Origin of the sequence: Paraburkholderia sp. Ac-20347 (assembly GCF_017104805.1) — a bacterium.
Classification (GTDB): domain Bacteria; phylum Pseudomonadota; class Gammaproteobacteria; order Burkholderiales; family Burkholderiaceae; genus Paraburkholderia; species Paraburkholderia tropica.
In genome coordinates this window covers 21910-46787 of record NZ_JAAGPN010000040.1, presented here as the reverse complement: position 1 = coordinate 46787, position 24878 = coordinate 21910, and the positions used below count along the sequence as shown (strand labels likewise).

Genomic DNA, 24878 nt, shown 5'->3' with positions numbered 1-24878 from the left:
CGCCGCCAGCGGGCTTGCGCTTGCGGCGATGGCGTGCTTGCCCGCCATGCTGGCGCGGCGATTCGCAGCGCGGCCCATCGCGCCCATCGCCACCGCGCTCGTGACAACGATGCTCGCGATAAGCGCGGCTTCGGCGCAGGCAAATTCAATATCGGTCGGTCAAGCGTCGATATTGATTTTGCTCGGCGTGGCATTGCTCATTCCGATGTGGAATTTTTGGCAATTCAAAAATTTACCAAGGATTCCCAATCATCAAATTAAACGCAGCGATTTGAATAGCGCATTACGCGGCAACGCAGCCATGCTGGCTGCCGCGTTGCTTGCCGGATTGTCGAGCGGCGTGCTCGCCCGCTTTCAACTCTTTTCGCTCTGCGGATCCGGACCGTTCTCGTTTTTGCACGCGGCTATTTCGCTCTGCCTCGTCGCGTTGCTCGGTTTGATCGCGGATCGCGCCGATCATCGGCACACGTTGCTCACACTCTTTGTCGTGCGCGGCGCGTTACTCGCCGCGCTCGCACTCACTGCGTTTTCCGCCTGGACCGTTTTCGCCGCGCCCGCCTTCGCGCTGCTCGATGCGCTCACGCTACCCGCGCTCATCCGCGCGTCACGCACGCAGCGCGCCGCACACGCGGGTTGTCCCGGCATGGTTCATCACGGCGGCATGCTCGCGGGCGCGGCGCTCGCCACGACGTCCTGGGGCTTCGGCCAGGGCTTCTACGCGCTTTACTTGCTCGGCGGCGCGCTCAATCTCGCCTGTGCGTATGCACTCGCCCATCGCCGCGTCGCCGGGACGCATTACGTCGCGTCATCCGCGCTCGCCACGCGCGGCGCTATCGAACTTCGCTGAACCCATCATCGAATCAAGGAGACAAGATGGACCGCCAGGATTTCACGCACACGATCCGCACGCAGATGTTCGTCGACGGACGCTTTGTCGAGAGCGACAACGGCCGCCACTTCGCCGTCTTCAACCCGGCCACCAGCCATGAAATCGCACAGGTGCCCGACGCCGGCGACGCCGACATCGACGCAGCAGTCAGCGCCGCGCGCCGCGCCTTCGAAGCCGATACGTGGCGACGCCTGCCGCCCGCCGCGCGCGAACGTCTGCTGCTCAAACTCGCCGATCTCGTCGAGCAGAACGGCGACGAGCTCGCCGCGCTCGAAACGCTCAATCAGGGCAAATTGCTGGGCTTTTCGAAAATGCTCGAAGTGGGCGGCAGCGTGCAATGGCTGCGTTACATGGCGGGCTGGGCGACCAAGATCGAAGGCAGCACGGTCGATCTCTCGCTCGCGTTTCCGCCGGGCGTGCGCTACAACGCCTCCACGCGTCGCGTACCCGCGGGCGTGGTCGCCGCGATCGTGCCGTGGAATTTTCCGCTGCTGATGGCCGTGTGGAAGATCGCGCCCGCGCTCGCGTGCGGCTGCACCGTCGTGCTCAAACCCGCCGAGGAAACGCCGCTCACCGCGATCCGTCTCGCCGAACTCGCGCACGAAGCGGGCTTTCCGCCGGGCGTGTTCAACGTCGTCACCGGTCAGGGCGAGACGGCGGGCGCGGCGCTCGTGCGTCATCCGCACGTGGACAAGGTCACGTTCACCGGCTCGACCGAAGTGGGCCGCATCATCGGCAAGCAATGCGCGAGCGATCTGAAGCGCGTTTCGCTCGAACTCGGCGGCAAGAGCCCCGTGATCGTGCTCGACGACTGCGATACGCAGCGCGCGATCGAAGGCGCGGCGGGCGCGATCTTCTTCAATCACGGCCAGGTCTGCACGGCGGGCTCGCGGCTCTACGTGCCGCGCGCGCGCTTCGACGAGATCGTCGGCGGCATTGCGGACGTCGCGCGCAATACGGTGCTCGGCTCCGGCTTCGAGGCGGCCACGCAGATGGGTCCGATGGTTTCCGCGCGCCATCGCGACAAGGTGGCAGGCATGATCGCGCAGGGCCGCGCGGAAGGCGGCGAGATTCTCGCGGGCGGCGGCGACGCTCAGCGTGCGGGCTTTTTTGTCGAACCGACCGTGATCGCGAACGCCGGCAAGCGCGCGCTGACTGTCGTGCGCGAAGAGGTCTTCGGCCCGGTGCTCGTGGCGATGCCCTACGACGACGTGGAAGAAGCGATCGACGCCGCTAACGCCTCCGAGTACGGGCTGGGCGCGAGCGTGTGGACCAACCAGCTCGATCGCGCCTTGCGTGTGGTCGATGCCGTGCAGGCGGGCACCGTCTGGGTGAATACGCACAACATGGTCGATCCCGCGCTGCCGTTCGGCGGGTTCAAGTCGTCAGGGATCGGACGCGAACATGGCCGCGCGATCATCGATGCGTACACCGAGACGAAATCGGTCTGCATCGCGTATTGAGCGTCTTCGCGGGCGCACGTGACGGTGTGAAATACGTTCGCTAACCTGCGCCCGCCCTCGATCGATTGTTAATCGAAATGGAATGATGAAACCCGCCGGCGGGCAATGACCGGCGGCGCGAATTCCCGCATGATCGACTCCATTCCCGCTGCGGCGGACATCCATCGAAAGGAGATCGAGCATGAGCAACGCAACCACGACCTCAACAAGCGGCACGCGCGGCGTGGCGATCGTGACCGGCGCGTCGCGCGGCATCGGCGCCGCCGTGGCCGAGCGGCTGGCGCGCGACGGCCACGCGGTCGTCATCAACTATGCGTCGAGCGCACGCGAGGCCGAAGCGCTGGTCGCCACCATCACGGCCGCGGGCGGTCGCGCCATCGCTGTGAAAGCCAATATCGCGAAGGCCGACGAAGTGCGCGCGCTGTTCGACACGACCATCGCGCAACTCGGGCAACCCACGGTGCTCGTCAACAATGCGGGCGTGATGAAGGTGGTCACGCTCGCCGATTCGACCGACGCGCTCTACGACGAGATGTTCGACATCAACGTGCGCGGCACACTGAACACGATGCGCGAGGCCGCCACGAAACTCGCGAACGGCGGGCGCATCATCAACTTTTCGACGACGGCGCTCGCGCTGAATCTGCCGGGCTATGGCATCTACAACGCCACGAAGAACGCGGTCGAAGCGCTCACGCGCGTGTTCGCGAAAGAATTGCGCGGGCGCGGCATCACGGTGAACGCGGTCGCGCCGGGTCCGGTCGCGACCGCCCTCTTCCTCGAAGGCAAGACCGAGGAGCAGATCCGCCATTTCGCAAGCCTGCCGCCGCTCGAACGCCTCGGCCAGCCGGAGGACATCGCCTCGGTCGTGTCGTTCCTCGCCGGGCCGGACAGCGGCTGGGTCGACGGCCAGACGCTGCGCGCCAACGGCGGACTCGCGTGATGCCGTAAGCGCAGTTTCACATCAAGCCGCACATTGCGCCGCACAGCGCCTGCCGCCCTGCGGCGCGATGCTACACTTTCGGGGTCCAGGCCGGAGCGCGCCGGCAGCCGGCAAAGACCGTTCGCCGCCAGCCGTGTGCGCCTTTCATTGCGCTCACCACGACCCCTGACATGTATCTGTCCATACTCGCCGTCGGCATTGGCGGCGCGCTCGGTTCGCTGCTGCGCTGGGTGCTCGGCCTGCGGCTGAATGCGCTGTTCCCTTCGTTGCCGCTCGGCACGCTGGCGTCCAATGTGATCGCCGGTTACGTCATCGGCGTGGCGGTCGCGGCGTTCATGCGTCTGCCCGAAGTCTCGCCGCAATGGCGTCTGTTCGTCATCACCGGCTGCATGGGCGGCCTTTCGACGTTTTCGACCTTCTCCGCCGAAGTGGTTTCGCATCTGCAAAACGGACGCTTCGGCTGGGCGGCGGGCGAGATCGTCATTCACGTCTGCGCGTCCGTGCTGATGACGATACTCGGCATCGCAACGGTCGCGGCCGTCATGCGCTAAACGCGCGTGCAATGAAAAACCGCGCTGCGTTTTAGATTGGCGCACACGCGGTTTTGCTCATCAGGCGACGGCATTGAAAAAGGCCTTGTTTCAAGGCCTTTTTTCATTCGATCATTCTGCCGACGGCAATTCAGGCCGCACGTAACCGCCCACCAGACCATTTCTCGACAGCACGAATTGCCAGAGCTGAATATCGCGCGCACGGAACGCACCCGCGCACGACAGCAGGTAATAACGCCACATGCGATAGAAACGCTGGCCCATTTCGGCTTCGAAACGCGGCCACGCGGCTTCGAAATTCGCGTGCCACGCCATCAGCGTGCGGTCGTAATCGGCGCCGAAATTATGCAGATCTTCGGTGACGAACAGACCGCCCGATGCATCGGCGATCTGGCCGATGGTCGGCAATTCGCCATTCGGGAAAATGTATTTGTCGATCCACGGATCGGGCGTGGTGTCACGCCGGTTCTTGCCGATCGTGTGCAGCAGGAAGAGGCCTTCGCTGTCGAGACAACGATGCGCGACTTCCATATACGTGCGATAGTTTTTCGGCCCGACGTGCTCGAACATGCCCACGCTCGCGATGCGATCGAACTTCTCGTCGAGCAGACGATAGTCCTGCAGGCGGAACTCCACCGGCAGCCCTTCACAGCGCGCGGCGCCCAGCGCGGCCTGCTCTTTCGAAATGGTCACGCCCACGCATGAAACGCCGTAGTGCTCGGCAGCGAACTTCATGAGACTGCCCCAGCCGCAGCCGATGTCGAGCAGACGCATGCCCGGCTGCAAGCCAAGCTTGCGGCAAATCATGTCGAGCTTCGCTTCCTGCGCTTCTTCGAGCGTCTTCGCGCCGCCCGACCAGTAACCGCAGGTGTAGGTCATGCGCTTGTCGAGCATGGCCTCGTAAAACGCATTGCCGATATCGTAGTGCTGCTGACCGACCTTCCATGCGCGACGCACGGTCTGGCGATTCATGAGGCGCGCCTTGAGCGCGTGAAAGACGAGGCGCGAGGGATCGATCTGATCATCCAGATGCGCGCGCAACACATGCGCGAAGAACTCGTCGAGTTGTTCGCAATCCCACTGGCCATCCATATAGGCTTCGCCGAGGCCCAGATTGCCGAGCGCCAGCACCCGCTCGGGCACCTGGTTGTCGTGGATGCGCATGTCCCACGGACGCGTGCCGTTCAGCTTGACGTCGGCGCGCGCGAGGAGTTGGGATGCAAATCGCCAGGCCCCCGAACCGGTGGCCTCGCGGGCGGGTTGGGCTGCTTCGAGATCGGTCGTTGCCATACGTGCTCCGTCAAGACCGGCACTGGCGCCCTGCGCCTCGCTCCGGCCACATGCAAGAGGTTGCTATCAAGACTTCGTCGTCGCGCTCGCTGCGAGAACCTCTATGATGCACCCGCTTCAAAAAAAGTGCAGGGACACGGACACACCGCTTTCACCATCCGGCCAGGCGATAATCGACCGCTGCGGCTGCGACAGCCGCCCGAAAGCCTCCAGCAATCACGCAGGAAAACCCAAGCAATAACCCGAGGACAACCCATGGCATACGACACCAACAACATCTTCGCGAAGCTGCTGCGCGGCGAAATTCCTTCCATCAAGCTGGCCGAAAACGACGACGCCGTCGCGATCATGGACGTGATGCCGCAGGCCGAAGGCCACGTGCTGGTGTTGCCGAAGGAAGGCGCGGAAGAGATTTACGAGCTGTCGCCCGAAGCGCTGAGCGCGGCGATGGCGATGGTGCACACGCTGGCCGCGGCGCTGCGCAAGGCGCTCACGCCCGACGGCCTGATGATCGCGCAGTTCAACGGCGCGGCCGCCGGCCAGACCGTGCCGCATGTGCATTTCCACCTGATTCCGCGCCGCAACGGCGAGGAACTGCGCATGCACGCGCGCGACATGGCCGACAAGGCGGAACTGGAAGCCGTCGCCGCGCGCATTCGTGCGGCGCTTTGAAGCAATGCGTCACGATGTGACGCAATCAGCTTTCAAATAGCTTAAAACGCGGTTCGCGGCGGCGAGATCGTCAGATGCCGTCGAACTGCGCGAACGCCTCGAGCGGCACGCGCGCCGAACGCCACTGATTGATCGGCGCCGCGACATCCTCATAGCCGATCGCCATGCCGCTGAACAGCATGCGCTCATCCGGCAGCGCCAGAAAGTCGCCGACCGTCTGCGCATAGCGCGCCCAGCATTCCTGCGGGCAGCTATGCAAGCCGGCTTCGCGCAACAGCAGCATGACCGTTTGCAGGAACATGCCGAGATCGGACCATTGCGGCGGTCCCATCTGCCGGTCGACGCTGCAAAAGAGCGCGAGCGGCGCGTCGAAGAACGCGAAATTGCGCGCGAACTGGCGCAGCCTGCCTGGCCGGTCGTCGCGCGCGATGCCGATGCTGCGATACAGATCCTCGCCGACCTGATAGCGCCGGTCGCGATACGGCGGCGTGAGTTCGCGCGGATAGACATCGTATTCGCCGCGCTCGCCCTCGGGCGCCTCGGCGATGCGCGCGGCCATGATCGACTTGAACGCCGCGAGCCGCTCGCCGCCCACCACGTGGATGTGCCACGGCTGCAGATTGCCGCCCGACGGCGCGCGCGACGCGGTGGCGAGCACCGCGCGAATCAGTTGGGGATCGATAGGATCGGGCAAGAACTGACGCACCGACTTGCGGCTGTTGACGGCTTCACTGACCTTCACGCGCGGACTCCTCAAAGAATCGACGATGCATTATCGACGAAGCGCTGTGCGTCTGCAGAGCGCCTCTTCCGCGCGCGTGTGTGTACGTCCGGCGTTAGAACTTGTGACGGATGCCGACGACGGCGAGCGTCTGCGTATCGGTGCCGGAATTCACGCCGAAGTCGCCGATCGATGCCTGCGCATCGACCGCGGCGCCCTTCGCGTTCAAGGTGTGGCCGCTCGCCTTTTGCCAGCCCGCGAGCGCGTACAGCTCGGTGCGCTTCGACAACGCGTAATCGCCGCCGACGTTCACCTGGTTGTAGTGCGCCGACGACGGCCCGGTCAGCGACGTGTAGTTATAGCCGACGCCCGCGCGCAATGCCGGGCTGAACTGATAGTTCACGAACGCCGAACCGTTGTTGAATTTCGCGGTCTCGTGGAAGGTGGAAAACGCGTCGCTGCCGTATTGCGTATTCGAATACGCGAGGCCGAAGCTCACCGCGCCGATCGCGTAGCTGCCGCCCGCGCGCACGATCTGAATCGAGTTCGCGCTCGCGAAGCCCTGGTTGATGACCGTGTTGAAGAGGCTGTCCGAACTGCTCGACCAGGTGCGCACGCCGCTCGTGACGGTGTTGCCGCCGTTGGCGTAGAAGTAGCCCGCCGCGAGGGCGAGCGGACCGTTCGAGTACGCGGCGCCGAAGCTCCAGGTCTGGCCGCTGCCGGTCGCGCCCGCGACGCCGCCGAATCCATAAAGCGCTTCGAACTGCAGCCCCGAAATCAGCGGGCTCGTGTACTTGACCGAGTTGCTGACGCGCAGGCTGTTGTCGTAGTTGTCGAGGTCGCCCGGCGTGCCGAACACGCCGCCGAACGGACCATCCTGCGTGAGCGGCTGCACCAGATCGACGAGCGGATCGTACTGGCGACCGAGCGTCACCGTGCCCCACGTGTTGCTCGCGAGCCCGACGATGGATTTGCGGCCAAACTCGCGCTGCCCTTGCCCCGCGACGCCGGTGCCGACGTTGAAGCCGTTTTCGAGCTGGAAGATGGCCGCGAGTCCGTTGCCGAGGTCCTCGCTGCCGCGCAGACCCCAGCGGCTGCCCGAGAGATTGCCGCTGCTGAACTTGACGAGCGTGCTGGCGTTCTGGCCGCTCGAGTCCTGCGCGTTGTGGACGTAGGCGATGCCGGCATCGACGATGCCGTAGAGCGTCACGCTGCCCTGCGCGTGGGCGGCGGTGGCGCTCGCGGCAAGGAAGGCGGCAGCGGCGATGGATGAGGCGCGTGGCGAGATGCGATTCATGATGCGGGCTCCGTGGCGTTTTGGTGTGTCGTTTTTGGTGTGGCGTTTTGCGGTGGCGGGCTGCGGTGCAGCGCGCAAGTTGTGCAAGTGGCGCAAAAAACGATACGGAACGGAGGCAAGGCGGGGAACGAAGCAATTCTTCGATGCTTTGTAGCGGGCGGCGGCGATTGTTTATGGGCTTTTGCGATGTTTTGCGATGCTCCGGTAGAGGCGGAATATCGACGCTCCAGCAACGCCCTCCCCCCGCCGTCCAGACTCTGCTATAATTCGCGTCCCGCCGGAGAGATGGATGAGCGGTTTAAGTCGCACGCCTGGAAAGCGTGTATAGGTTAATAGCCTATCGGGGGTTCGAATCCCCCTCTCTCCGCCACCCGCACCATAAGGCTTTGCGCCATATTCGCGGGTAAGCGCTGTACCTTAGATTCAAGGGTGTACCTTTGCAGTCCAGAAAACGGCTCCGCTCAGCGGGGCCTTTTTTGTTTCTGTGCGGTGAATTCACGCCCTAATCACCGCAGAAATTGCGGTGATTAATTCCACCCGGCCACGCCGCACTACTGTACATGCATACAGTAAAACCTTGGGTACCATCGCCCACCACTCAGCGCCGAACACGTCGCCAGATCTGAGATGAGCACCTGCCCCCCCGTCGTGCTCGAACTGCTGTGGGAGACGCACCGCCTGCGCTCGACGATCGCGCGCGCGAATCAGGTCCGCCACTTCCTTTCGCCAGGCGGCCACGGCGTGATTCCAAATTCGGTTTGGGAGCACCTTCGGAACGAGCTCAACGCGGGGCCGTGTTTAGAAAACAAACCGGCGCCGCGCCGGCAGGCACAGATCGACTCGATTGGGAAGCAGCCATTCGAGGAGCGCGCCGACCTAGAGTAACTAAAAGCGACGCCGACACATTTGCGATCTGGGCGCAAGGTGGTGTAACTCTATGTAAGAGAAATGCCGTACCATTCGGGCAATCGTGGCTTCCCCAATAATGAATACATTCCCGCGCTAGGCCCATGAGCGACCAATTTTTTCCTAATCAGTCTGCGTACGTGCAAGAGCAAGAGGCTCGGCTCAGAAAAATCGCGGCCGTCTTGCCGGAACCGGAACGGCTGGTTCTTTATGAAATTTTCTCGGCTTGCACTCCTGGACTAACGAAAACGACTTTTCGCGTCGAAGAAAACTACGTCGTCGCGTTGCAGGCAGGGCGCGAAATCACGTTCCCTCGGCCGGTGCCGCTCATTAAGCTCAGCCATATTGTCTACGGCTACGAAGAGTGGCTGCAGCGCAAGTACTGCCTGCCGGGCTTCGTCGAAGTGCAGCCCGGTGATGTCGTAGTAGATTGCGGCGCTTATGTCTCAGGCTTCTCGCTTAGTGCATCGCGCATCGCAAGCCAGTTGCATGCTTTCGAACCTGATCGAGAAAATGCAAACTGCTCTCGTCGAAATCTCTCAGATGCAGCGAACGCGAAGCTGAACGAATGTGGACTTTACGACCATTCCGACGAAATGACGCTTAATGTCTCGGCCAATAGCGTCGAGCACTCGCTGCTACTACCCGACGACGGAACGGTCATCGAGAGGCGGAGTATTCGAGTCGTGTCGCTGGCAGACTATGCCCGCGCGAATAATATTGATCGCTACGATTTCGTGAAAATTGAGGCCGAGGGCGTCGAGCTCGAAGTCTTTGCGGGACTTGCCGACATGAGACCGCGGAAAGTGGCAATTGATGTTAGCCCAGAGCGCAACGGCGAAAGCCCTGCTGACGAGTTTCGCATGCGCCTTGAATCTCTCGGCTACGAAGTGCGGCAACGTGGACTGGTGATGTTTGCACATCTGCGTGACCCGTCACGAACACTCACTAATGCTGATGGGTCTCGCCCCCGTAGCACTATTTCTCGCATTTTTGACGCACTGCGGCGCCCGACCCAAAAAGCGAAGGACCTGAGCGATGAAAATGCAGCGCGCAACGCGAGCGTGCCGACTGTACCCAAAATTATCTACTCTCTGTGGCTGCAAGGTCTGGAGGATGCGCCCGAACTGGTACGCCTCAATTTCGAACGTTGGGGCCGGCTGAATCCGCACTATCGGCTGGAAATCCTCGATCGGGCCGCAGTGCTTCGCTTGCTTGCCGGCACACAGATCAAGCCCGATACACTGACGCATCAGGCCCTGTCCGACGTGGTTCGTCTGCGACTACTTCATGAGACTGGAGGTATTTGGGTGGATGCGACCGTCCTTCCGACGCAACCTCTAGATGATTGGCTGCCCGCAATGATGACTGAAAGTGGGTTCTTCGCCTTCGAGAAGCCAGCGCCCGACCGTCCGATCTCATCGTGGTTCCTTGCCGCCACTCCTGCGAACTCGATGGTCAAGGCGTGGTGGCAGAAGATCAGCGAATTTTGGTCGTCTACTCGCGAAGCCGTAGAAGGCATCCCGGAAGATCCAATCGCTGCCGTGACCACGACCGCCACTTTCCCGTACTTTTGGTTCCACTATCTGTTTCAGCTATTGGTCGAGCGCGACGCTCACTTTGCTGCGTCTTGGGCCGCCTGTGCAAAGTTCTCCGCCGACGCGCCCCATGCAATGCAAATGCGGTTCGCAGCGCAACTGGAGCTTGAAAGAGACGAGGTGGTCGAACTCGCCGCCGCAGCACCTTTGCATAAATTGAACTGGCGCGCTCCGTATCCGCTGGAAACGCTTGCCGCCTTGTGAAAGTACACCGGAACAAGCACGCAACGAAGATCGTTACGATAGCTGAGGCCGTCGTGGGTCGCGGCCCCAGGATACACGAAGGCGGTCGAATGGGGTTATCTCGACCGCCATCCATTCAAAGGCGAGGTGCGCCTCGACGGCGAGAAGCCGCGCACGCGCTACGTCGAGGATTGGGAAATCATCGAATGTCTGTCGATCGAGTCGCGGCGCAAAGCGGGTAGCGTTCTCGCGATCCAGGCATATACCCGCGTGAAGCTGCTCACCGGAATGCGCCGCGGCGATCTGCTGCGCCTGACGATGTCGGATCTGAAGGACGACGGAATTCATGTGACACCGGGCAAGACGGAAAACTCGACACGCAAGCGCCTGATTATCGAGTGGTCCGACGAGCTGCGCGAGGCAGTATCGATCGAGAAATCTGCGCGGCCTGTGCAGATCGCTCCGTGGCTCTTCTGCACGCTGCGCGGCGAGTGCTACTTCGACGAGGAAACCGGGCGCGCCGGCGGCTGGGACTCAATGTGGCGCAACTTCATGAGCAAGGTGCTCGAAACGACGAAGCTCAAAGAGAAGTTCACCGAGCACGACTTGCGAGCCAAGTGCGCCGGCGATGCCGAGACGCTTGAGCACGCGCGCGTGCTACTCGCGCACGCCGACGGAAAGATCACCGAGCGCATCTATCGACGCAAACCAGAACGGGTCAAGCCGTTGCGCTAGCAGCTGCAGCCGCGCGATGCGCAAGCTCCGCGAGTTCGATGCAGGCCTTACCAACCAGCAGATAATAGTTCGTGCCGTTAGGCAGCTGCGGATGGCCCCGCGGCTGCGTCATTTGGCTTAGAACTCCGACATTGCAGAGCTTCAATGCGAATGCTCCGACCTCCGCGACAAGGTTTAGCGAGTTCTCTCCGGGAGGCTGAACCTCAACTAGCCCACGAGCTTCGTCGATACCGCCTTTAACCAGCACCGGAAACTCGGCACCGTGATTCACGCAAAGAGCGTAACCGTCGCCCGTTCGATCACTCTCTCTAGCCGAATCCATCCAGGCCAAAAATTCTCGGAAATCCTTATCGTTAAGTGACTCTGCCGCCATAAAAATCTGCTCCTCCTCTTCTGTCGCATCGCGCGACGCCAGAGCGATCTTGGCAGTCTGCAACCCGATGATCATCGGCCCGAGATCTTTGCTCGCGGAAAGTGCGACGCGACGGTAAGAGTCGAAGAGTAGCGAACTTTCTTTATCGCCATCCGCGACCTTTGCCAGCATTACATTGAGGTCCGCTGACTCGGTGACGACGTCGGCCTCTTTACAGACCTCGTCGACAAATGACGCAAGAAATCGCTCTGCGCGATGGTTACTCCAGCGAGTAACCACCGATCCCTGAAATTTATCTTTCAGAAAATCTACGGCGACGTCGGTGGCCTTTTCCTTCATCTTTCCAAGAGCCCAAGCCCCTGCGCTGACCGCTGCAACCTCCAATCCGGACATCGTCAACCTCCGCTGTTGGCATGGATTCAATCGTCTAAAAAGTGTATCTTAGCGGCGAATCCGATACAGACAATTCAACGAGTTATATAGGCTGAGCGACAATAGCGAAGGTACAGATTCTCGGGATACGTTGCCGTCGCAACGGGCGTTGCGAGCCGATCTGTAATTAGGTTAATAGCCTATCGGGGGTTCGAATCCCCCTCTCCCCGCCAGGAGAGCATTCTCAAAACCCCGTAAGTTCAAGGACTTGCGAGGTTTTTGTTTTTCGGGGCCTTGAATCGATCCACGGCGCATCCGCGCACGAGAATGAAAAACGGAAATCCCTCGATGACCCACCACGCAAGCGTGCGCCTCTCGCCCGTCATGCCCGGCGACGTCCTCCTGCTGCGCCCACGCAGCCTGACTTGCAGCAGCGTCGCGAATCGCACAATCAAGTTTCGCTGAAGACCGTTCGGCATCGGACAACGAACTCGTTGCCCGGCCAGGTCTCATCCAGCGCAAATTCGACGAATTCTTTGCCCAACAGACCGACGACGCGCATGGCACCATTGTCGCGCTCGAAAAACTCGATCGACTGTTGCTCGATGACGCCGAGCGCATGATGAAAGCGCGCCATTCGCACTCATTCCTCCCTGATGCACAGACCGCCCCGCCACAAACAGCGCCCGGCGAAATCGATATCGAAGGGCTGGCAGGCGAAGCACTGGGAGCGACATTTCTCGCGCAGTGGCGGGCGTTATATATCGACCACCAGGAACGCGCCCCGCGCTTCATCGCGCAGCGGATGGACAGCGCAACCACGACACGGCAGCGAAAGTTGCTCGAAGATAGCGTTGCCGGGTTCCATACAGCCATCGACACAGCGCTCAAGGCATTCGAGTCATACGCGCAAGCAATTCAAACGACGTTGAAGCAATGCTCGGGCGCAGGATTCTTACCGCCAGAGATCGCGACATTGCTGATCGACTATGCGAACAACGTCCGCGTGATGGGTTCCGGATTCGATTTCGAAGCGATGCCGTCGCTCGAAAAGCGTATCCAGCAATATGACGCCCTCATTCAAGACGCGCTGGTCTGGGCGACCCATCAAAGCGAATACATCGCAAAACAAGGCCTGTCGACGCTCTTCGCAATCAAGACCTGTGACGAATTGACGGCTGTCTGGAAGCGCTCGTCAACGCAACTTGAAACGCTTTGCAGCGACCTGCAGCCCATGCAAACCGGCACGACCTGAAACTGAAGCGCCGCATCGCGTTTGCGGCGCACATCCATTATTAAGGATGCCGAATATAATCCACCAACGCGACCATATACTCATCCGGTTTCCGATCGAAAAGACTCACGACGATCGCCACCAGAAACCCCGCAGGCACCCCAAACACCCCAGAAGAAATCGCATCGATACCAAACCACCGCGATCCTTCGAACCCGGTAAGTTGCGTGAAAAACGGATACGTCGAAACGATGTAATACACGCACACCACGAGCCCCGCGATCATCCCCGCCACGGCACCGAGGCGCGTCGTGCGCTTCCAGAACACGCCGAGCACGAGCACCGGAAACAGACTCGACGCCGCCAGCGAAAACGCCGCGCCCACGAGAAACAGAATATTCCCCGCATTCAACGAAGCGACCCACGAAGCAAACAACGCCACGCCCAGCAGCAGAATCTTCGACATCGTCACGCGTCGTTGACTCGACGCATTCGGATCGACCATGTGGTAATACACGTCGTGCGAGAGCACGTTGGAAATCGTGAGCAGCAAACCATCCGCGGTCGAGAGCGCCGCCGCGAGCGCGCCCGACGCAATCAGCCCCGACATCACATACGGCAGCCCCGCGATCTCCGGCGCCGCGAGCACGACCATATCGGCCTGCATCCGGATGTCGCCCCAGTGCACGATGCCGTCGCCGTTCACATCGCTCACGCTGATCATCGACGGCTCCACGCGCCGCCACTGCATCACCCAATGCGGCAGATCCGAAAAATGCTGCCCCACGAGATGCGAAAGAATCTCGTACTTCATCAGCACCGCCAGCACCGGCACGGTCAGATAAAACAGCGCGACGAAGAACAGCGTCCAACCCACCGAGCGCCGCGCCGACGCCACCGAAGTCGTCGTGTTATAGCGCGTGAGAATGTGCGGCAAGCTCGCGGTCCCCAGCGAAAGACACAGCAGCAGCGAAAGAAAATTGCGCTGATGCACGCGCCGCGCCTCGTCGCTTTCCGCGGGAAACGCTTCGTGCATCGGCACGGGCGGCGTCGCGAGCGCGAGCAGGTCGTCGCGTTCGCGCGTCCACGCTGCGCGCGCCGCTTCAATGTCGCGCGGGAAACGGGCGACTTCACGTTCGAGCGAATCGATGTCGCGCAGCGGGCCGTTATGGCGGCGCAGATCGACGAGCGCATCGACGAGCCGCGTTTTCTCCTCCACGTACGAACCCGGCAGCGCATCGAGCCGCGACTGCCACAGCGCCGCGCGCCGCTCGTATTCGTCGCGCACGTTGGCCTCGGCGCTCGACGCGCGCGCGTCGCGTTCGAGCGCTTCCACGCGCTGCATCACGTTGCCGTAGTCGAGCTGCGGCACCCAGCCGAGTCCGTCGCGATGCGCGATCAGCGAGACGGGAATCAGGATCGCCGCGATCAGGATGATGTATTGCGCGACCTGCGTCCAGGTAACCGCGCGCATGCCGCCGAGAAACGAGCACACGAGGATGCCCGCGAGTCCGCAGAAGATGCCGATGGCGAAGTCCACGCCGATGAAGCGCACCGCGATCAGGCCCACGCCCTGGATCTGCGCGACGAGATAGACGAACGAGCACAGGATCGTCGCGAGCACGGCGAGTGCGCGCACGAGGTTGCTCGAAAAGCGCGTGCCGAGGAAATCGGCGATGGTGTAGCGCGCGAGCTTGCGCACGTACGGCGCGAGCAGGAACGCGACGAGGCAGTAGCCGCCGGTCCAGCCCATCAGGTACGCGAGGCCGTCGTAGCCGGTCGCGTAGAGCGAGCCCGCGAGGCCGATGAACGACGCCGCCGAGAGCCAGTCGGCCGCCGTCGCCATGCCGTTGAAGACCGAGGGCACGCGCCGTCCCGCGACGTAGTATTCGACCAGATCCGAAGTGCGAGACAGCAGCCCGATCACGGCGTAGACGGCGATCGGCACGAACAGGAACACGTAGCCGATCCACATGCCCGGCCCCGTCGCGCGCTCGATGCGCCCCATCACGAAGACGAAGGCGAGAAAGCCGAGCGTATAGAGCGCGTAGGAGCGGATGAGCCGATGCGCGAGCTTCATCGTTGCGGCGCCTGGCTGGCCTGGCGGATCGCCATGTCGGCTTCGCGCGCGGCTTGAAGCACGCGGTCGGCGCGCTGCATCAGCACGATATACACGACCACGAGCGCCACGTAGATCAATATCGCCCCTTGCGCGCCGAGGTAGAACGGCAGGCTGAAGCCGGCGAAGCGCAGGCCGTCGAGCGCGTGCGCGAACAGCGGCGCGACGAACGAGACCGCGAAGCCGATCGTCATGAGCACGGCGATCAGCGCGAGATTGAAGCGCCAGTAGCGCCGATGCGCGTAGGCCATCGCCTCGCTGACCGCGGGCGGTTCAGGTAAGGGATTGACGTTGTTCTGGGGGTTGGTGTGTGGCGCGGCCATGCGCCTGTGTAGCAAAAAGGCGCATGACCGGCAATTGGGGGCAACCTCGGGAGGCGCGCGGCGGCCCTGTGACGCAGGCCGCCGCGCGCTCCGGATGGGACTACAACGACTCGCCGAGCTGGTCGAGAATCGCCGGATTCTCCAGCGTGGACACGTCCTGCGTGATCGCCTCGCCCTTCGCGAGCGAGCGCAGCAGGCGGCGCATGATCTTGCCCGAGCGCGTCTTCGGCAGGTTTTCGCCGAAGCGGATGTCCTTGGGCTTGGCGATCGGTCCGATCTCCTTGCCCACCCACGCGCGCAGTTCGTTCGCGAGCTTCACGGCGGCGTCGCCTTGCGGACGGTCCGCCTTGAGCACCACGAACGCCACCACGGCTTCGCCGGTCGTGTCGTCCGGACGGCCCACCACCGCGGCTTCGGCCACGAGCGGATTGGCCACCAGCGCCGACTCGATTTCCATCGTGCCCAGGCGGTGTCCCGAGACGTTCAGCACGTCGTCGATGCGGCCCATGATCGTGAAGTAGCCGGTTTCCTTGTCGCGCACGCTGCCGTCGCCGGCGAGGTACAGACGGCCGCCCAGTTCCTCGGGGAAGTAGCCCGACTTGTAGCGCTCGGGCTGGCCCCAGACGTTGCGAATCATCGACGGCCACGGACGCTTGACGACCAGAATGCCGCCCTGCCCGTTCGGCACGTCCTGGCCGGTTTCGTCGACGATCGCGGCCATGATGCCCGGCAGCGGCAGCGTGCACGAACCCGGCACGAGCGGCGTGGCGCCCGGCAGCGGCGTGATCATGTGGCCGCCGGTTTCGGTCTGCCACCAGGTGTCGACGATCGGGCAGCGCTTGCCGCCCACGTTCTCGTAGTACCACATCCACGCTTCCGGATTGATCGGCTCGCCGACCGTGCCGAGGATGCGCAGCGACGACAGGTCATAGCTCTTCGGATGCACCTTGGCGTCGGCTTCCGCGGACTTGATCAGCGAGCGGATGGCCGTGGGCGCCGTGTAGAACACGCTGACCTTGTGGCGCGCGATCATGTCCCAGAAGCGGCCCGCGTTCGGGTAGGTGGGCACGCCTTCGAACACGACCTGGGTTGCGCCGATCGTGAGCGGGCCGTAGGCGATGTAGCTGTGGCCCGTGATCCAGCCGATGTCGGCGGTACACCAGAACACGTCGCTCGGCTTCCAGTCGAAGGTCCACTTCATCGACTGCGCGGCCCACAGCAGATAGCCGCCGGTGCTGTGCTGCACGCCCTTGGGCTTGCCCGTCGAGCCCGACGTATAGAGGATGAAGAGCGGGTGTTCCGCGCCGACGGGTTCCGGCGCGCAGACGTCGCTTTCCGCCGCGGAGACTTCGTGCATCCAGAGGTCGCGGCCTTCGTGCCACGCGACCTTGCCGCCCGTGCGCTGGTAGACGATCACGGTCTGCACCGCTTCGCAGCCGCCCATCGCGATGGCTTCGTCGGCGATATTCTTCAGCGGCAGCGCCTTGCCGCCGCGCATCTGTTCGTCGGCGGTGATGAGCGCGACCGCGCCCACGTCGACCATGCGTTCGTTGAGCGACTTCGACGAGAAGCCGCCGAACACCACCGAGTGCGTCGCGCCGATGCGCGCGCAAGCCTGCATGGCCACCACGCCTTCGACCGACATCGGCATGTAGATGACCACGCGGTCGCCCTTCTTCACGCCGCGCTTCTTGAGCGCGTTCGCGAAGCGCGATACGCGCGAGAGCAGATCTTGATACGTGATGTTGGTGACGGTGCCGTCGTCGGCTTCGAAGACGATGGCGACGCGCTCGCCGTTGCCCGCTTCCACGTGACGGTCGAGGCTGTTGTACGAGGCGTTGAGCTCGCCGTCCTCGAACCAGGTGTAGAACGGCGCCTTCGACTCGTCGAGCACCTTCGTGAAGGGCTTTTGCCAGGTCAGCGTTTCGCGCGCGAGGCGCGCCCAGAAACCCTCGTAATCGCGTTCGGCCTCGGCGCACAGCGCCTTGTAGGCTTCCATGCCGGACACCGTAGCGTCCGCCACCGTTTGCGCGGACGGCGCAAACACACGATGTTCCTGAAGAACCGATTCAATCGCAGACATCGACAACCCCTTGGTGAAGATGAAACGTCAAACTCGTGGACGCGCGCGGCATCGTGGATGCCCGCGCGCGCCGTCTCCGTGTGCCGCCGCGCTGCCGCCCGGATTTGCGCGGGCGCGCGACGGCGCGTTGTTTACTTTGCCGCTCGATGGCGCGAAGCACATGTGCCTGGCGCCTGGCGGTCTGCACGGGTCCGCGCAAGACTCATGCGGCAAAACCTGCGCGGCAAAACCCATGCGCTCAAAGGTTAAGCGCGACAACTTACCCGCTACTTACGTGCGCTCGCGTGCGGCGCAGGGGTTTGCCCCAAGGCGGCACGCCCCGCGGCGCTCGAGCGCCTTCGCCGACACCATGGCGAGGCATTAAGCGGGCATTTAGAATGCTAACTGATCTCAGCGCCCGGATTCCAGCTTGAACCGTTATTCATTTTTTCTCGTCGCCGCCATGCTGCTGGTGGGCAGCAACGTCGGCATCGGCAAGTCGATCGTCGCATTTTTGCCGGTTCCGCTGTTCGCGCTGCTGCGCTTCGTGATCGCCCTCGCGGTGCTCTGGCCCCTGCTGCGCCTCTCCCGCATGCGCCGCGTGAAGCGCGACGAATGGATCAATCTGTTCCTTCAGGCCCTCTTCGGTACATTCGGGTTTACGCTGCTGATGCTTGGCGGCGTGCATCGCACCAGCGCGGTGGCCGCGGGCGTCATCACGAGCACGATTCCGGCCGTGGTCGCGCTGTTCGCGTGGCTGTTCCTGCGCGAGCGCCCCGACGCACGCGCCTTCGCGTCCATCGCGCTCGCGATCGCGGGTATCGCCGTGGTCAATCTCGCGCACGCGGACGCCGGCTCGCAGAATCCCGGCTCGCTCGCGGGCAATCTGATGGTGCTCGGCGCGGTGTGCTGCGAATCGCTCTACGTGATCCTCTCGCGCCGTCTCACCCAAACGCTCGCGCCGCTCGAAATCTGCGCGTACACGCATCTGTTCGGCTTTCTGCTGATGCTGCCAGTCGGGCTGGCCGGCGCGTTCTCGTTCGACTACGCGAGCGTGCCAGCCAGCGTCTGGGGGCTCGTGGTCTGGTACGGCCTCTCGGCGAGCGTGTTCTCGTTCGTGCTCTGGATGATGGGCATCCGTCACGTGCCGGGCAGCATCGCGGGCGTGTTCACGGCCGTGCTGCCGGTGGCCGCCGCGGTCTACGGCATGGTCTTCCTCGGCGAGCGGCCGACGCCCGCGCACGGCGTCGCGCTCGCCTGCGTGGTCGCGGGCATCGCGCTCGCGAGCGTCAAGACAAAACGGCTGCCGCCCGTGGCGTCGTGAAGTTTCGTGCGGGCCGCGCCCGGCGGGCTTCAGCGCGCTTCGGCCCTGTTCTGACGTAAGAGTTCTGAAAGTTTGTCTGCCCGTATCCCGGCGACGCGCGCCGCCGACGCGTTACAATAGCGCCCGCCCGGCCCCTGCGGCATTGCGGCGCAGCGCGCGAACGTGAGAAACGTGCCAGCGCGCGCGGCGCACGCCGTCGCGGCCCTGCCCGAATCGTCAGAATCGCCCGCCGCGCCTGCTGCGGGCGCTTCATCCGGTTCCCACGATCATCGCGACCCACAACGCACATGTCCGCCGCTCGTCCCCAGCCGCAGTCCCGCCGCCGCATGCGTTTGCTGCCCAGCATCATCTTCATGAGCCGCTGGCTGCAGGTGCCGCTGTACCTCGGCCTGATCGTCGGGCAGACGGTCTATTGCGTGCTGTTCATCAAGGAAGTCTGGCATCTCGTCACGCACGCGATGTCGCTCGACGAAACCAGCATCATGCTGGCCGTGCTGGGCCTGATCGACGTGGTGATGATCTCGAATCTGCTCATCATGGTGATCGTCGGCGGCTACGAGACCTTCGTCTCGCGCATGGGCCTCGAAGGCCACCCCGACGAACCCGAATGGCTCGATCATGTGAACGCCGGCGTGCTCAAGGTGAAGCTCGCGATGGCGCTCATCAGCATTTCGTCGATTCATCTGCTGAAAACCTTCATCAATCCCGACGCCGTTTCCGAGCGCACCGTGATCTGGCAGGTGGCGATCCACGTCGCCTTCCTGCTCTCGGCGCTCGTGATGGCGTGGATCGATCGCATCACGACGCACACGCATCCCGAGCATTACCACGACCTCGCCGCGCGCCATCCGGTGCCGGAGCGTGTCGTGCGCGACACGGCGACGCCGGAGTAATACCGGCGCGCCAGGCCACAATTCGAAACACCCCTGTCCCCACAGAAGCTAGCCATGACCGTCATCAAGCAGGAAGACCTGATCCAGAGCATCGCGGATTCGCTCCAGTACATCAGCTACTACCATCCGCAGGATTACATCGAAGCGCTCGGCCGCGCCTACGAGCTCGAAGAGAGCCCGGCAGCGAAGGACGCGATCGCGCAGATCCTCACCAACAGCCGCATGTGCGCCGAAGGCCGCCGTCCGATCTGCCAGGACACCGGCATCGTCACGATCTTCGTGAAGGTCGGCATGGACGTGCGCTGGGATGGCGCGACGATGGGCGTCACCGACATGATCAACGAAGGCGTGCGCCGCGGTTACCTGAACCCGGACAACGTCCTGCGCGCATCGATCGTGTCGCCGCCCGAAGGCGGCCGCAAGAACACGAAGGACAACACGCCGGCCGTGATCCACTACGAGATCGTGCCGGGCGACAAGGTCGACGTGCAGGTCGCGGCCAAGGGCGGCGGCTCGGAAAACAAGTCGAAGTTCGTCATGCTCAACCCGTCCGACTCGATCGTCGACTGGGTGCTCAAGACCGTGCCGACGATGGGCGCGGGCTGGTGCCCGCCGGGTATGCTCGGCATCGGCATCGGCGGCACCGCTGAAAAGGCGATGCTGATGGCGAAGGAATCGCTGATGGAGTCCATCGACATTCAGGACATCATCAAGCGCGGTCCGAAGGACTGGATCGAAGAACTGCGCGTCGAACTGCACGAGAAGGTCAACGCGCTCGGCATCGGCGCACAGGGTCTCGGCGGTCTCGCCACCGTGCTCGACGTGAAGATTCACGCCGCGCCGACGCACGCGGCCTCGAAGCCGGTCGCGATGATCCCGAACTGCGCCGCCACGCGCCACGCGCACTTCGTGCTCGACGGCTCGGGTCCGGCCAAGCTGGAAGCGCCCTCGCTCGACGCCTGGCCGAAGGTCAACTGGGAACCGAACACGGAAACCAGCAAGCGCGTCGACCTGAACACGCTCACGCCGGAAGAAGTCGCGTCGTGGAAGCCGGGCCAGACGCTGCTGCTGTCGGGCAAGATGCTCACGGGCCGCGACGCGGCGCACAAGCGCATCGCCGACATGCTCGCCAAGGGCGAAAAGCTGCCGGTCGATTTCAAGAACCGCGTGATCTATTACGTCGGCCCGGTCGATCCGGTGCGCGACGAAGTCGTCGGCCCGGCTGGTCCCACGACGGCCACGCGCATGGACAAGTTCACCGAACTGATGCTCTCGCAGACGGGCCTCATCTCGATGGTGGGCAAGGCCGAGCGCGGTCCGGTCGCAATCGAGGCGATCCAGAAGCACAAGGCCGCATACCTGATGGCCGTGGGCGGCGCCGCCTACCTCGTGTCGAAGGCGATCCGCGGCTCGAAGGTCGTCGCGTTCGAAGACCTCGGCATGGAAGCCATTTATGAATTCGACGTGTTCGATATGCCGGTGACGGTCGCTGTCGATTCGTCGGGTACCTCGGTTCATAAGACCGGCCCGGCGGAATGGCAGGCGAAGATCGGGAAAATCCCCGTCGCGACCGCATGATGTGTATCATTCGGTTTCACACCGAAAACTGAAAACCGGGGCTTACGCCCCGGTTTTTGTTTTGGAAAACGCAAAACGTAACGAGATTAATTCTCAGCACGGGCAAGTGTTTGATTTCAGCCGGGATTCGGCCTTGGCATTTGCGTATTGAGCGTTTATTGTTCGAACCAGTGTTTGAAAACCCACGCCCCACAAGGAAGGAAAGATCATGCAAGGCGATAAAAAAGTCATCGAGTATTTGAACGCGCAACTCAAGAATGAGCTCACCGCAATCAACCAGTATTTTCTGCATGCCCGCATGTACAAGCACTGGGGTCTCGAAAAACTCGGCAAGCATGAATACGACGAATCGATCGGCGAAATGAAGCACGCCGACTGGCTTATCGAACGCATTTTCATGCTCGACGGCCTGCCTAATCTCCAGGATCTGCATAAGCTGCTGATCGGCGAAGAGACCAAGGAAATCCTCGAATGCGATCTGAAACTCGAACAGATTTCGCAATCGACGTGTAAGGAAGCGATTGTTTATTGCGAATCGGTTCGCGATTTCATTTCGCGTGAAATCTTCACGAAGATTCTCGACGACACCGAAGAGCACATCGACTGGCTCGAAACGCAAATCGACCTGATCGACAAGGTCGGCCTGCAGAACTATCAGCAAACGATGATGGGTTCGGTAGAATCCTGATCGTCCGGGCTCACGCGGCGCATCCGCATCGATTGCGGGTGCGGCCCCCGAGCGCGGCGTGGCTGCTCTATATAGTCACGCCGTCCGCGAACCCTGTTTCTTTTCCGGTTTCCCGACGCACTTGAACCTTCCGGCTTCCACTCGCGCCGCGCCCATCGGCATCTTCGATTCCGGTCTGGGCGGCCTCTCGGTGCTGCGCGCCGTGCGCGCGCTGCTGCCTGCCGAACGGCTCGTCTATGTGGCCGACTCGCGCTATGCGCCCTACGGCCAGCGCGACGACGACTTCATCGCCGACCGCACGCTCGCGATCGGCGAATGGCTGGTGGCGCAGGGAGCCAAGGCGCTCGTGGTGGCCTGCAACACGGCCACGGCGCAGTCCATCGAATTCGTGCGCGCGCGCCTGCCGATTCCGCTCGTCGGCGTGGAGCCGGGCATCAAGCCTGCCGCGCAACTGTCGCGTTCGCGCGTTGCCGGTGTGCTGGCCACGCCGGTCACCTTGCGCAGCGCGCGCTTCCAGGCGCTGGTCGAACGCCATGCCGCCGATCTACGCGTGCTGAGCCAGCCGGGCTACGGTCTGGTGGAAGCGGTCGAATGCTGCGACGTCGACTCGCCCGAACTGCTGCAATTGCTGCGCGGTTACGTCGAGCCCATGCTCGACGCGGGCGCGGACACCCTCGTGCTCGGCTGCACGCACTACCCCTTTCTCGACGCGGCAATTCGCTCGATCGTCGGCGAACGCATGACGCTCGTCGATACGAGCGTCGCCATCGCGCGCCAGCTCGAACGCGTGCTCGATCAGCACGGTCTGCGCGCCGACGCGCACCCGACCGATTGCGCGAGTCCCGCCGCACGGTTTTGCTCGACGAACGACGGCATGCATCTGCGCAAGCTCGCGGCCGCGCTGCTCGGCATCGAGTCACAGGTGGAATGCGTGAGCATTCCGTCGCGCCGCACGCGCGAACTGGAACCCGACGCGGCCTGAGCCGCTCCGGCCGACTCGATCGACATCGCGCGGCGAAGCTCAATCTCCCTGTCATTGTCAGGGTCGATGTCGGCGTTTCGGTGCCAGCGTCGCGTTCGTCCAAAAAATTTTCGCGAAGATCGCGCCCCTTTTCCGGTCGGACGAATTTCGCTCGCGCTGATGGCGCCCTCATCGCGCCAACTTCCCTCCTCACGCCGCGACGCCCACCAGGCACGGCTTTCCCGCCATCCGTCTGCGGATTGCCCCACATCGCACCCCGATTCGCCGGACATCGCGCAGATCGCACCCTTGATCCCGAGCAGCAATTTCCCTGCTAAGCCCTGAGTTTCGTTACAAAAATTCCCTGCGCATGCTTGCCAAACCGTCCAAACATAATGATAATAATTCGCATTAACTCTTTCTATTGCGCTCCATCATGATTGTCTGCGTGTGCAAGTCCGTCTCCGACCGGACGATTCGTGCCTCGATTGCCGACGGCATGGACTCTTTCGACGAGCTGCAATTCGAGCTCGGCGTCGCGACCTGCTGCGGCAAGTGCGAAGAATCCGTTCGCGACGTGATGGCGCAAAGTGGCGTCTGTGCAAGCCGCTGCGGCGTGACCCGCCCGCAGGTGGCCGTCGTTCCGCACGTGGTGCCGATGACGTTCTACGAGCGCAAGGCAGCCTGAACAGCTTGACGGGCGCGCGCCCGCAGCTCGCGCGCGCCTTGCTTCATCGCTCGATCATCGAGCGCTTACCGCCGACAGCAAGCCAGTTTCTTGACCAGCCAGCTAGCGCCTGTTTCCTTTTTCCCGGAGGATGCCCGCTATGGAATTGCTGATCGGATTCGTGACCACCGTGTGCATCTCGCTGTTGATTTTTCGCCCATAAAGCTGCCTGTAGCGACGCGTTGCCCAGCCTGCGCGCCGTCGTCATCCGGGCGGCAACGCTAATATGCAGGCTACCCAAACCACCGCCAGCGCGTTTTCGTTTCCCGCCGTCCGCACGAACCGCCGAGTCGTGACCGCGAGCGCGATCGTCATCGCGCTTCACGCCGCGCTCATCGCCGTCGTGCTCATGAAACGCGACGCCGTCACGCCGGTCGCGCTCGAGTCGCAAACGATTACCGCCGAGCTGATCAAGCCCGACCCGGTCGCCGCACCCGCCGCGATCCAATCCACGCCTACGCCGCCGCCGCCCAAACCGGTGCCAGTCAAGCGCGAAAAGCCCAAGGTTCAGCCCAAGCCGAAGCCCACGCCCACCCCGCCGCTGCCGGTGGCCGACTCGCCCTCGCAGCACGTGGTGGAAACGCCTGCTCCGTCGCAGCCGGCTCCGCCCGCGCCTGCGCCGCCGGCTCCCGCCGCTCAGGCCGCGCCCGCGGTCGGCAAGCCGACCATGGCGCTGACGGCGCCGAAGAACGTGTCGCACCTGGAGTGCAACATCGTCAAGCCCGACTACCCGACGCTCTCGCGCCGCCGTGGCGAAACCGGCACGGCCTATGTCCACTTCGTGGTGGGCTTGACCGGAAAGATCGAGAATATTGAGCTGAAGAAGAGCAGCGGCTACAGCCGTCTCGACGACGCCGCGATGGGCGCCATGCGCGACAGTTCGTGCAAGCCGTACCTGGAGGACGGCCAGCCCGTACGCGCCGCCTACACGCAGCCTTTCGGTTTCACCCTCGACGATTGACGGCGCCCGGTGTAA

25 protein-coding genes and 1 tRNA gene are annotated in these 24878 nt (G+C 63.0%); 18 read left to right on the top strand and 8 right to left on the bottom strand.

Annotated features, from left to right (window positions below; genetic code table 11):
• The 5 genes from G3N97_RS10940 to crcB all read left to right on the top strand — a co-directional run.
• On the top strand, positions 1–261 hold a 261-nt coding region (locus G3N97_RS10940), incomplete at its 5' end, for a hypothetical protein (RefSeq protein ID WP_205993220.1).
• Positions 262–271: 10 nt separating this feature from the next.
• Positions 272–847 carry a hypothetical protein gene (locus G3N97_RS10935; protein ID WP_205993219.1) on the top strand — a complete coding sequence of 192 codons (576 nt, stop codon included), beginning with the start codon at positions 272–274 and terminating at the stop codon, positions 845–847.
• A gap of 26 nt (positions 848–873) precedes the next feature.
• Positions 874–2352, top strand: a complete 1479-nt coding sequence (styD, locus tag G3N97_RS10930) for a phenylacetaldehyde dehydrogenase StyD (RefSeq protein ID WP_205993218.1) — start codon at positions 874–876, stop codon at positions 2350–2352.
• A 181-nt stretch (positions 2353–2533) separates the two neighbouring features.
• Positions 2534–3295 (top strand): SDR family oxidoreductase, encoded by a 762-nt coding sequence (locus G3N97_RS10925; RefSeq protein ID WP_205993217.1) that lies wholly within the window; start codon positions 2534–2536, stop codon positions 3293–3295.
• 170 nt (positions 3296–3465) lie between these two features.
• Positions 3466–3846, top strand: coding sequence for a fluoride efflux transporter CrcB (gene crcB, locus G3N97_RS10920; RefSeq protein WP_065061136.1), 381 nt, complete (start codon positions 3466–3468; stop codon positions 3844–3846).
• A 111-nt stretch (positions 3847–3957) separates the two neighbouring features.
• On the opposite strand, the gene cfa is transcribed toward crcB, so the two are convergent.
• Positions 3958–5136, bottom strand: a complete 1179-nt coding sequence (gene cfa, locus G3N97_RS10915; RefSeq protein ID WP_205993216.1) for a cyclopropane fatty acyl phospholipid synthase — start codon at positions 5134–5136, stop codon at positions 3958–3960.
• Between the two features lie 255 nt (positions 5137–5391).
• Here cfa and G3N97_RS10910 point away from each other — a divergent pair, with 255 nt between their 5' ends.
• A complete protein-coding gene (locus G3N97_RS10910) occupies positions 5392–5808 on the top strand; it encodes an HIT family protein (protein WP_205993215.1) in 417 nt (138 codons plus the stop codon).
• A gap of 70 nt (positions 5809–5878) precedes the next feature.
• On the opposite strand, the gene G3N97_RS10905 is transcribed toward G3N97_RS10910, so the two are convergent.
• Together G3N97_RS10905 and G3N97_RS10900 are read right to left on the bottom strand one after the other, a co-directional pair.
• The gene (locus G3N97_RS10905; protein ID WP_205993214.1) at positions 5879–6550 is read right to left on the bottom strand and encodes a nitroreductase; all 672 of its coding nucleotides are present in this window, start codon (positions 6548–6550) and stop codon (positions 5879–5881) included.
• Between the two features lie 94 nt (positions 6551–6644).
• Complete coding sequence (locus G3N97_RS10900) at positions 6645–7826, bottom strand: porin (protein WP_205993213.1); 1182 nt, start codon at positions 7824–7826, stop codon at positions 6645–6647.
• A gap of 279 nt (positions 7827–8105) precedes the next feature.
• On the opposite strand from G3N97_RS10900, the gene G3N97_RS10895 reads away from it, so the two are divergent.
• From G3N97_RS10895 to G3N97_RS10880, 4 genes are all read left to right on the top strand, one after another.
• Positions 8106–8196: transfer RNA gene (locus G3N97_RS10895), tRNA-Ser, on the top strand.
• Positions 8197–8453: 257 nt separating this feature from the next.
• On the top strand, positions 8454–8711 hold the full coding sequence (locus G3N97_RS10890; protein WP_205993212.1) for a hypothetical protein: 258 nt from the start codon (positions 8454–8456) through the stop codon (positions 8709–8711).
• Positions 8712–8836: 125 nt separating this feature from the next.
• Complete coding sequence (locus G3N97_RS10885; RefSeq protein ID WP_205993211.1) at positions 8837–10534, top strand: FkbM family methyltransferase; 1698 nt, start codon at positions 8837–8839, stop codon at positions 10532–10534.
• Between the two features lie 126 nt (positions 10535–10660).
• A complete protein-coding gene (locus G3N97_RS10880; RefSeq protein WP_346778049.1) occupies positions 10661–11248 on the top strand; it encodes a tyrosine-type recombinase/integrase in 588 nt (195 codons plus the stop codon).
• Here the strand turns inward: G3N97_RS10880 and G3N97_RS10875 are convergent.
• Complete coding sequence (locus G3N97_RS10875; RefSeq protein ID WP_205993210.1) at positions 11232–12014, bottom strand: hypothetical protein; 783 nt, start codon at positions 12012–12014, stop codon at positions 11232–11234. The two genes, G3N97_RS10880 and G3N97_RS10875, sit on opposite strands and share 17 nt — an antisense overlap.
• Before the next feature lie 430 nt (positions 12015–12444).
• Complete coding sequence (locus tag G3N97_RS10870) at positions 12445–12630, bottom strand: hypothetical protein (RefSeq protein ID WP_205993209.1); 186 nt, start codon at positions 12628–12630, stop codon at positions 12445–12447.
• On the opposite strand from G3N97_RS10870, the gene G3N97_RS10865 reads away from it, so the two are divergent.
• A complete protein-coding gene (locus G3N97_RS10865; protein ID WP_205993208.1) occupies positions 12616–13248 on the top strand; it encodes a hypothetical protein in 633 nt (210 codons plus the stop codon). The genes G3N97_RS10870 and G3N97_RS10865 overlap by 15 nt on opposite strands.
• Before the next feature lie 40 nt (positions 13249–13288).
• Here the strand turns inward: G3N97_RS10865 and G3N97_RS10860 are convergent, their stop codons facing one another.
• The 3 genes from G3N97_RS10860 to acs form a co-directional block, all read right to left on the bottom strand.
• Complete coding sequence (locus G3N97_RS10860) at positions 13289–15307, bottom strand: sodium:solute symporter family protein (protein ID WP_205993207.1); 2019 nt, start codon at positions 15305–15307, stop codon at positions 13289–13291.
• Positions 15304–15669, bottom strand: coding sequence for a DUF4212 domain-containing protein (locus G3N97_RS10855; protein ID WP_205993206.1), 366 nt, complete (start codon positions 15667–15669; stop codon positions 15304–15306). Before G3N97_RS10855 ends, G3N97_RS10860 begins: the two co-directional genes overlap by 4 nt.
• A gap of 100 nt (positions 15670–15769) precedes the next feature.
• Positions 15770–17752: an acetate--CoA ligase gene (acs, locus tag G3N97_RS10850; protein WP_205993205.1), complete on the bottom strand. Its 1983-nt coding sequence runs from the start codon at positions 17750–17752 to the stop codon at positions 15770–15772.
• Between the two features lie 409 nt (positions 17753–18161).
• Here acs and G3N97_RS10845 point away from each other — a divergent pair, with 409 nt between their 5' ends.
• The 7 genes from G3N97_RS10845 (at position 18162) to G3N97_RS10815 (ending at position 24863) form a co-directional block, all read left to right on the top strand.
• Positions 18162–19055 (top strand): DMT family transporter, encoded by an 894-nt coding sequence (locus G3N97_RS10845; RefSeq protein WP_176080985.1) that lies wholly within the window; start codon positions 18162–18164, stop codon positions 19053–19055.
• A 287-nt stretch (positions 19056–19342) separates the two neighbouring features.
• Positions 19343–19948 (top strand): TIGR00645 family protein, encoded by a 606-nt coding sequence (locus G3N97_RS10840; protein ID WP_205993204.1) that lies wholly within the window; start codon positions 19343–19345, stop codon positions 19946–19948.
• Positions 19949–20002: 54 nt separating this feature from the next.
• Positions 20003–21526, top strand: a complete 1524-nt coding sequence (locus G3N97_RS10835) for a fumarate hydratase (RefSeq protein WP_205993203.1) — start codon at positions 20003–20005, stop codon at positions 21524–21526.
• Positions 21527–21734: 208 nt separating this feature from the next.
• Complete coding sequence (gene bfr, locus G3N97_RS10830) at positions 21735–22214, top strand: bacterioferritin (protein ID WP_065061384.1); 480 nt, start codon at positions 21735–21737, stop codon at positions 22212–22214.
• 121 nt (positions 22215–22335) lie between these two features.
• Positions 22336–23196: a glutamate racemase gene (gene murI / locus G3N97_RS10825; RefSeq protein WP_205993202.1), complete on the top strand. Its 861-nt coding sequence runs from the start codon at positions 22336–22338 to the stop codon at positions 23194–23196.
• A 415-nt stretch (positions 23197–23611) separates the two neighbouring features.
• Positions 23612–23863, top strand: coding sequence for a (2Fe-2S)-binding protein (locus G3N97_RS10820; RefSeq protein WP_205993201.1), 252 nt, complete (start codon positions 23612–23614; stop codon positions 23861–23863).
• A gap of 265 nt (positions 23864–24128) precedes the next feature.
• The gene (locus tag G3N97_RS10815) at positions 24129–24863 is read left to right on the top strand and encodes an energy transducer TonB (RefSeq protein ID WP_205993200.1); all 735 of its coding nucleotides are present in this window, start codon (positions 24129–24131) and stop codon (positions 24861–24863) included.
• Positions 24864–24878 lie beyond the last annotated feature (15 nt).